The following is a 6,406-nucleotide window of genomic DNA, read 5'->3' as shown; positions in this document are numbered from 1 at the left end:
AGCGAATTGAGCTCGACAGCAGCGTCCTATCGCGCGGTGGTGTCTGAGTTGACCGGTGAGCCGTGGGTGGGTCCGTCGTCGCGGGCGATGGCCGCCGCGGTCACTCCATATGTGTCGTGGATGAACAGCGCTGCGGCGCAGGCACAACAGACCGCCGCTCAGCTCGGTTCGGCGGTGGCCGCGTACGAGGCGGCGTTCGCAGCGACCGTGCCGCCGCCCGAGATTGAGGTCAACAGGGCGCTGTTGGCGTCCTTGGTGGCCACCAACGTGCTCGGGCACAACACCCCGGCTATCGCGGCCACCGAGGCGCAGTACTCCGAGATGTGGGCGCAGGATGCCGCGGCGATGTACGGCTATGCCGGCGCATCCTCAGTGGCAACGAGATTGACGCCGTTCAACTCTCCGCCGCAGACCACCAACCAGACCGGAACCACTGAACAGAACAACTCGGTCGCCAGGGCCGCGCTTTCGGGCACCAACCAAAGCGTCCAATCAACGCTGTCCAGCGTGCCCAGTCTGCTGCAGAACGCCGCGACCGGATCACCTTCGGCGTCGCCGTCCGCCACCCCAGGGACGCCTTCCGGTGGATCGCTGCTGGACTTGTTCAACAACTTCAGCGCGAACACCATCGGCTACCAAATCCTCTCCGAGGGATTGAACTTCGACGCCTCCGGCACGTTGCTCACCCTCGCGCCGCCGGTGGCCGCAGCTTGGAATCCGTTAGTCAGCTCGCTCTCCGCGCCCGCGACTGCGGCGTCTTCGGTGTCGGGTTCCGGCTCCACGCTCGCCAATTCGTACGGAGGCTCGGCGGGTCTGGGCAACGCCGGAGTTTCGGCGGACGTGGGTCGGGCGGCGACGGTCGGCGGGCTGTCGGTGCCTCAGTCGTGGGGCGAGTCCCCGACGATTCGGCTGGCGGCCACCCAATTGCCAAGCACCGGCCCGGGTGGTCTGCCCCAGGCCGGGCCGATCGGCCCGGGTTTCTACGGCGGCGTGCCTCCGATGGGGCCGGTAGCCAGCGTGGTCAATGCACCGCGCGGCGAGCGGGGTCGTCTTCGCGCCGGCGCACGCCACAACGTGGTTCCGGCCGCCGCGGAATCCGGCATGGACCAGGACCCCGCCGCCCGCCGGGTCGAGCCGGGGACACCCGCGCACGGCGACGGCGCGGTCAGTGAGCGCGACGAGCTGATCCAGCTGCGTAAGGCGATGGCCGATGTGACCAGGCAGCGCGATGTCCTCAAACGCACGGCGGCGACCTTGATCAAGGAGGCAACACAGAAATAGCGGCGTGAGTACAGGTGCACACCTCGTTTGACACTCGACGATTGGAACTCAGCACAGATGTTCTTCACAAAACCGGCCGCGCGCTCTGCGGGACGTTGGGATGGCGATGTAGCGGTCGACTCGAGCCCTGCTGCAGTCGAAGGGGCCGCCACGGATTCCTCGCTCGACGACGAGGACCAGGCGCAGCTCAAGGCCCTCGGATTCCAGTCCGATTTCAAGCGAGACATGAGTCCGTGGGCCAACTTCTCACTTGGCTTCACCTACTTGTCGCCGGTGGTCGGCATCTACACGGTGTTCGCCTTCGCGTTATCCGCCGCCGGCCCGCCGATGATCTGGAGCCTGCTGATCGCCGGCGCTGGGCAGTTGCTGGTCGCACTGGTGTTCAGCGAAGTGGTAGCGCAGTTCCCGGTGGCCGGCGGTGTCTATCCCTGGGCCCGCCGATTGTGGGGACGTAAATGGGCCTGGATGACCGGATGGGTCTACATGTTCACGCTGTTGGCTCTGCTGGCCGACGCGGCATACGGGGCGGGCCCGTACGTGGCCGACGTATTCGGATTCACGCCATCACCACATGCCACCGTCGTGTGTGCACTCGTCATGCTGGCGCTGGCGACCGCGATTAACCTCACCGGCACCAAAATGCTCAGTTACTTCGCCATCTTCGGCTTCAGCGCAGAGCTGATCGGCGCTCTGGCAGTGGGCATCTGGCTGCTGTGCACCCAGCGCCACCACAACCTCGGAGTGTTGTTCCACAGTTTCGGCGCCGAAGGCAACCACAGCTACACCTATGCATTCCTGGCCGCCAGCCTGATCGCTCTCTACCAGTTCTTCGGCTTCGAGGCCTGCGGCGATGTCGCGGAGGAGGTCCGCAACCCGGGCGTGCAAATCCCCAAGGCGATGCGCCGCACCATCTACATCGGCGGCTCGGCAGCCACTTTCGTCTGCCTGAGCCTGATTTTGTCGGTGACCGACTTCGGCGCAGTGATCAGCGGCAAGGACGCCGATCCGATCGACACCATCCTGAAAACGGCATTCGGCGGTGTCGGCTCCAAAGTCGTCCTGTGCATCGTCCTGATCTCCTTCGTCTCGTGTGCGCTGAGCTTGCAGGCCGCCGCAAGTCGGCTGATCTACTCCTATGGCCGGGACGACATGATCATCGGCTCCAGGTTGTTGGCTCGCTTCGATCACAAACGCCACGTGCCACCGTTCGCCCTGCTGATCGCGGTGATCATCCCGGCTCTCCTGATAATCGGATCGCTGGTGTCCCGCGACGCGCTCACCAAGCTCGTCAGCTTTGGTTCGGTCGGCGTGTACATCGCGTTCCAGATGGTGGTGCTCGCTGCACTGCGCGCGCGGATCAAAGGTTGGGTGCCGACCGGTAAGTACCGGCTCGGAAAGTGGGGAGTGCCCGTCAACATCGGAGCTCTGATCTACGGCGTCGCGGCTATCGTCAATCTGTCCTGGCCGCGGGACTCCCACCAGCCCTGGTATGACGACTACATCATTGTGTTGATGTCGGGGACGATTATCGGGCTCGGCATTGTGTACTTAGTCGCCACTCGAGCCCACACCAAGAGCGACGCGCCCCATGCTGACGCCATCCCGGAACCGTAAACCTTTGGCGTCGAACCGCTTTCAAGACACGAAAAGCGGCCGCTCACGTTGGGCGTGGCGCTGAGCCAACGTGTCGAGCAGCGGGTCCGATAGATCGGCCAGTCCGGCGGCCGCGGCCGCGGCGGTGCCCTCACACATGTCAGCCAGCCGGAAGGTGAGGGCCGCCACGTCGGCGGGATCCAAAGCCAACAGCCGCTGGGCCGCGGTCGCCGAGCCCGTCATCGTGGTGTAGACGATCGCCAGCGCGCTGTGTTCGGGACTCAGGCCGCTGACCGCGCCGACGCGTCCGGCCGCGACGGCCAGGTGTGGCCGCGCGCCGAGGTCGTGCCAGCACGCATCCGGCCAGACCCGCCGTGCCAGCCTCGCCAGTCCGCGGCCCTGGCTGCGCGACGCCTGCCGAGCCGCCGGTGCCGGCGTTCGAGCGTCGGTCTCCAGATCGGCTTGCTCGGGGCTGAGGTCACCGCGTTGAACCGCCGCCGTGACAGACGCCGTCACCAGCCCGTGGGTGCGAATTCTGCGCTGCAAGAACGCTTCTAGCGTCTCCAGATCGATCACCAGACCGCTGGTGACGGCCTCCTCCACGCCGCCCGAATGCACGTGCGATCCGGCCGGCAATCGCGAATCGGCCAGGGCGAGCAGCGTCGCCAGTGCAGACATTTCAGAACAGGAAATAACGTTGCGCCATTGGCAGTTCGGCGGCTGGCTGTTCTTGCCAGACCTCGCCGTCGATACGCACGGTGAACGTGTCCGGATCCACTTGTATGTCAGGCAGCGCGTCGTTGAGCGGCAACGAAGCCTTGCCCAGCCCGGTGGTACTGCAGACCGGGACCAATGGCCGGTTTACCGCGAGATTGTCGGCCAGGCCGGCCTCGATGGCCTGCGGCGCCACGAAGTGCACGGACGTGGCCGCGGCCGCTGCCGGCGCGGCGCCGAACATCGGACGCGGCAATACGGGTTGCGGGGTCGGGATTGACGCGTTGGCGTCACCCATTGCCGCCCAAGCGATCATGCCGCCCTTGAGCACCGCGTGCGGGCGTACCCCGAAGAATTCCGGCTCCCACAGCACCAGATCGGCCAGCTTGCCCACTTGCACCGAGCCGATCTCGCCATCGAGCCCGTGCGCGATGGCTGGACAGATGGTGTATTTGGCGATGTAGCGTCGCACCCGCGTGTTGTCCGCGGCACCGTCACCGGGTAGTGCTCCGCGCCGGCGCTTCATCACGTGCGCAGTCTGCCAGGTGCGTAGCACCACTTCCCCGATGCGGCCCATCGCCTGCGAGTCACTTCCGATCATCGAGATCGCGCCGATGTCGTGTAGCAAATCTTCGGCCGCCATCGTCGACGGCCGAATCCTGCTCTCTGCGAACGCCAGATCCTCGGGCACCTGAGGGTTGAGGTGATGGCAGACCATCAACATGTCCAGATGCTCGTCGAGGGTGTTCACCGTGTGCGGGCGGGTCGGGTTGGTGGAACTGGGCAGCACATTCGGCTGGCCGGCAACCCGGATGATGTCGGGAGCGTGGCCACCGCCGGCACCCTCGGTGTGATACGTATGGATCGAACGTCCCGCGATTGCGGCCAGTGTGTCTTCGACGAAACCCATCTCGTTGAGCGTGTCGGTGTGCAACGCCACCTGCACCCCGGCCGCTGCGGCGACGGTCAGGCAGGCGTCGATGGCGGCCGGCGTCGACCCCCAATCCTCGTGCAGCTTGAAACCTGAAGCGCCACCGCGCAATTGCTCCCACAGCCCCTCGCTGCTGACGGTGTTCCCTTTGCCTAACAGTGCGAAGTTCACCGGCCAGCCGTCGAGCGCCTCAAGCATCCGGGCCAAATGCCACGAGCCCGGTGTCACGGTGGTGGCCTTGCTCCCCTCGGCGGGACCGGTGCCACCGCCGATAACCGTCGTGATCCCGGTGCCCAGCGCCTCCGACATCAGCTGCGGGCAGATCAGATGCACATGGCAGTCGACGGCGCCTGCGGTGACGATGCGGCCGTTGCCGCCGATGACTTCGGTGCTGGGCCCGACCACCAAATCCGGATGAACGCCCGTCATGGTGTCGGGGTTGCCGGCTTTGCCAAGTGCGACGATTCGACCGTCACGAATACCGATGTCGGCCTTGATGATTCCCCAATGGTCGATAATCACAGCGCCGGTGATCACCGTGTCGGGTGCGCCCTCGCCGCGAGACGTCCTCCCCTGGCCCATCGACTCGCGCAGTACCTTGCCGCCGCCGAACACTGCCTCGTCGCCGGCCAGTCCCGGTCCACCGCTGCGGTCTTCGGTGATCTCGACCAGTAAATCGGTGTCCGCCAGCCGGATTCGGTCGCCGGTGGTGGGGCCGTACAGCTGGGCGTACTGCTCTCGGGACAGGTGTGGCATCAGCTATCCAGCCGCCCGGGCGGGTTCAGGCTCAGCCCATACACTTCGCGACTCCCCCGTAATGGTAACAACTGAACATGTTGGGGCACACCGGGTTCGAAGCGCACTGCGGTGGCAGCGGGTACGGCGAGCCGGTGCCCGTAGGCAGCGGCGCGATCGAACGACAGTGCCGAGTTGGCTTGCGGAAGGTGGACGTGGCTGCCCACCTGAACCGGGCGGTCCCCGGTGTTGAGGATCTCCATCTCACGCAGCGGAGCTCCCGCGTTGATCTCGATATCGCCGCTGCCGTAGAGGATTTCGCCGGGAATCATGCTATCGGGTGGTGTACGGTGACCAGCTTCGTGCCGTCCGGGAACGTTGCTTCGACCTGCACGTCAGCCAGCATTTCCGGCACCCCCTCCATCACATCGTCGCGGGCGAGCACATCGCAGCCACTGGCCATCAGTTCGGCAACCGAGCGGCCGTCACGGGCACCTTCGAGAAGGTGGTCGCTGATGATCGCGACCGCCTCCGGATGGTTCAATCGCAAGCCCCGGGCCCGACGACGGCGAGCCAATTCGGCGGCGTAGGACAAGAGCAATCGCTCCTGTTCGTGCGGCGTCAGGCGCATGGTCTGTCATCCTGCCATGCCGGCCTTGGGGAAGCCTGTGACGCCTGATCAGCCTTCGCGGGGCTCGAGATTCTGCAGTCGCACCTGACCGCGGGCGACGACCTTCTGATTGTCGTCGGTGATGGTAACCAACCACAGCTGCTGGCGCCGGCCCCGGTGAATCGGCTCGGTGACGCCGTAGACGGTTCCCGAGCCGATCGAACGCAGGAAGTCCGTGTTGTTGTTCACGCCAACGACCTCGCCGCCGCCCTGGGTGGCGAGCCACGTATAGGCCGACACGCTGGCCATGCTCTCCACCATCGAGCAGTACACACCGCCGTGGACCAGGCCCATCGGCTGCAGCAGTTTCGGTGTGACCTCGAGCTCGGCGCGGGCACCGTCCGGGCCGAGCTCGGTAAATCGCAGGCCCAGCTCGGTATCGAATGGTGCGCTGAAATCGGGCGGGATCACCGCGTCTGGTGACGTTGACACGCTCTGTTGTCTACACCATCGCCGAATCCGGTGATCACGGTCGGTCATGA

The 6,406-nt window shown here is 65.6% G+C and carries 7 protein-coding genes; 2 read left to right on the top strand and 5 right to left on the bottom strand.

The window, feature by feature from the left end; all coding sequences use genetic code 11:
- Nucleotides 1–1,281 (top strand): PPE family protein (locus AC5Y5O_RS31610; RefSeq protein ID WP_500028709.1); only part of this gene is annotated, 1,281 nt, incomplete at its 5' end.
- A 27-nt stretch (nucleotides 1,282–1,308) separates the two neighbouring features.
- Complete coding sequence (locus AC5Y5O_RS31605) at nucleotides 1,309–2,895, top strand: APC family permease (protein WP_500028708.1); 1,587 nt, start codon at nucleotides 1,309–1,311, stop codon at nucleotides 2,893–2,895.
- 21 nt (nucleotides 2,896–2,916) lie between these two features.
- Here AC5Y5O_RS31605 and AC5Y5O_RS31600 read toward each other — a convergent pair whose 3' ends face one another.
- From AC5Y5O_RS31600 to AC5Y5O_RS31580, 5 genes are read right to left on the bottom strand one after another with little or no spacing between them, the layout of a single operon-like run.
- Complete coding sequence (locus AC5Y5O_RS31600) at nucleotides 2,917–3,552, bottom strand: urease accessory protein UreF (RefSeq protein ID WP_096287790.1); 636 nt, start codon at nucleotides 3,550–3,552, stop codon at nucleotides 2,917–2,919.
- Between the two features lies 1 nt (nucleotide 3,553).
- Complete coding sequence (locus AC5Y5O_RS31595; protein ID WP_096287788.1) at nucleotides 3,554–5,275, bottom strand: urease subunit alpha; 1,722 nt, start codon at nucleotides 5,273–5,275, stop codon at nucleotides 3,554–3,556.
- Nucleotides 5,275–5,586, bottom strand: coding sequence for an urease subunit beta (locus AC5Y5O_RS31590; RefSeq protein WP_096287786.1), 312 nt, complete (start codon nucleotides 5,584–5,586; stop codon nucleotides 5,275–5,277). Before AC5Y5O_RS31590 ends, AC5Y5O_RS31595 begins: the two co-directional genes overlap by 1 nt.
- Nucleotides 5,583–5,885, bottom strand: a complete 303-nt coding sequence (locus AC5Y5O_RS31585) for an urease subunit gamma (protein WP_096287784.1) — start codon at nucleotides 5,883–5,885, stop codon at nucleotides 5,583–5,585. Before AC5Y5O_RS31585 ends, AC5Y5O_RS31590 begins: the two co-directional genes overlap by 4 nt.
- Nucleotides 5,886–5,933: 48 nt before the next feature.
- Nucleotides 5,934–6,356, bottom strand: a complete 423-nt coding sequence (locus AC5Y5O_RS31580; protein WP_500028707.1) for a PaaI family thioesterase — start codon at nucleotides 6,354–6,356, stop codon at nucleotides 5,934–5,936.
- Between the last annotated feature and the right edge of the window lie 50 nt (nucleotides 6,357–6,406).

Source organism: Mycobacterium sp. NGS40 (assembly GCF_059812735.1).
Note: the sequence above shows the minus strand (reverse complement) of the source record. Positions and strands in the feature narration are given on the sequence as shown.

What these genes read in the sequence shown, in the direction of transcription:
- AC5Y5O_RS31600 (WP_096287790.1), bottom strand. Translation starts at nt 3,552, where the DNA reads ATGTCTGCACTGGCGACGCTGCTCGCCCTGGCCGATTCGCGATTGCCG.
- AC5Y5O_RS31595 (WP_096287788.1), bottom strand. Translation starts at nt 5,275, where the DNA reads ATGCCACACCTGTCCCGAGAGCAGTACGCCCAGCTGTACGGCCCCACC.
- AC5Y5O_RS31590 (WP_096287786.1), bottom strand. Translation starts at nt 5,586, where the DNA reads ATGATTCCCGGCGAAATCCTCTACGGCAGCGGCGATATCGAGATCAAC.
- AC5Y5O_RS31585 (WP_096287784.1), bottom strand. Translation starts at nt 5,885, where the DNA reads ATGCGCCTGACGCCGCACGAACAGGAGCGATTGCTCTTGTCCTACGCC.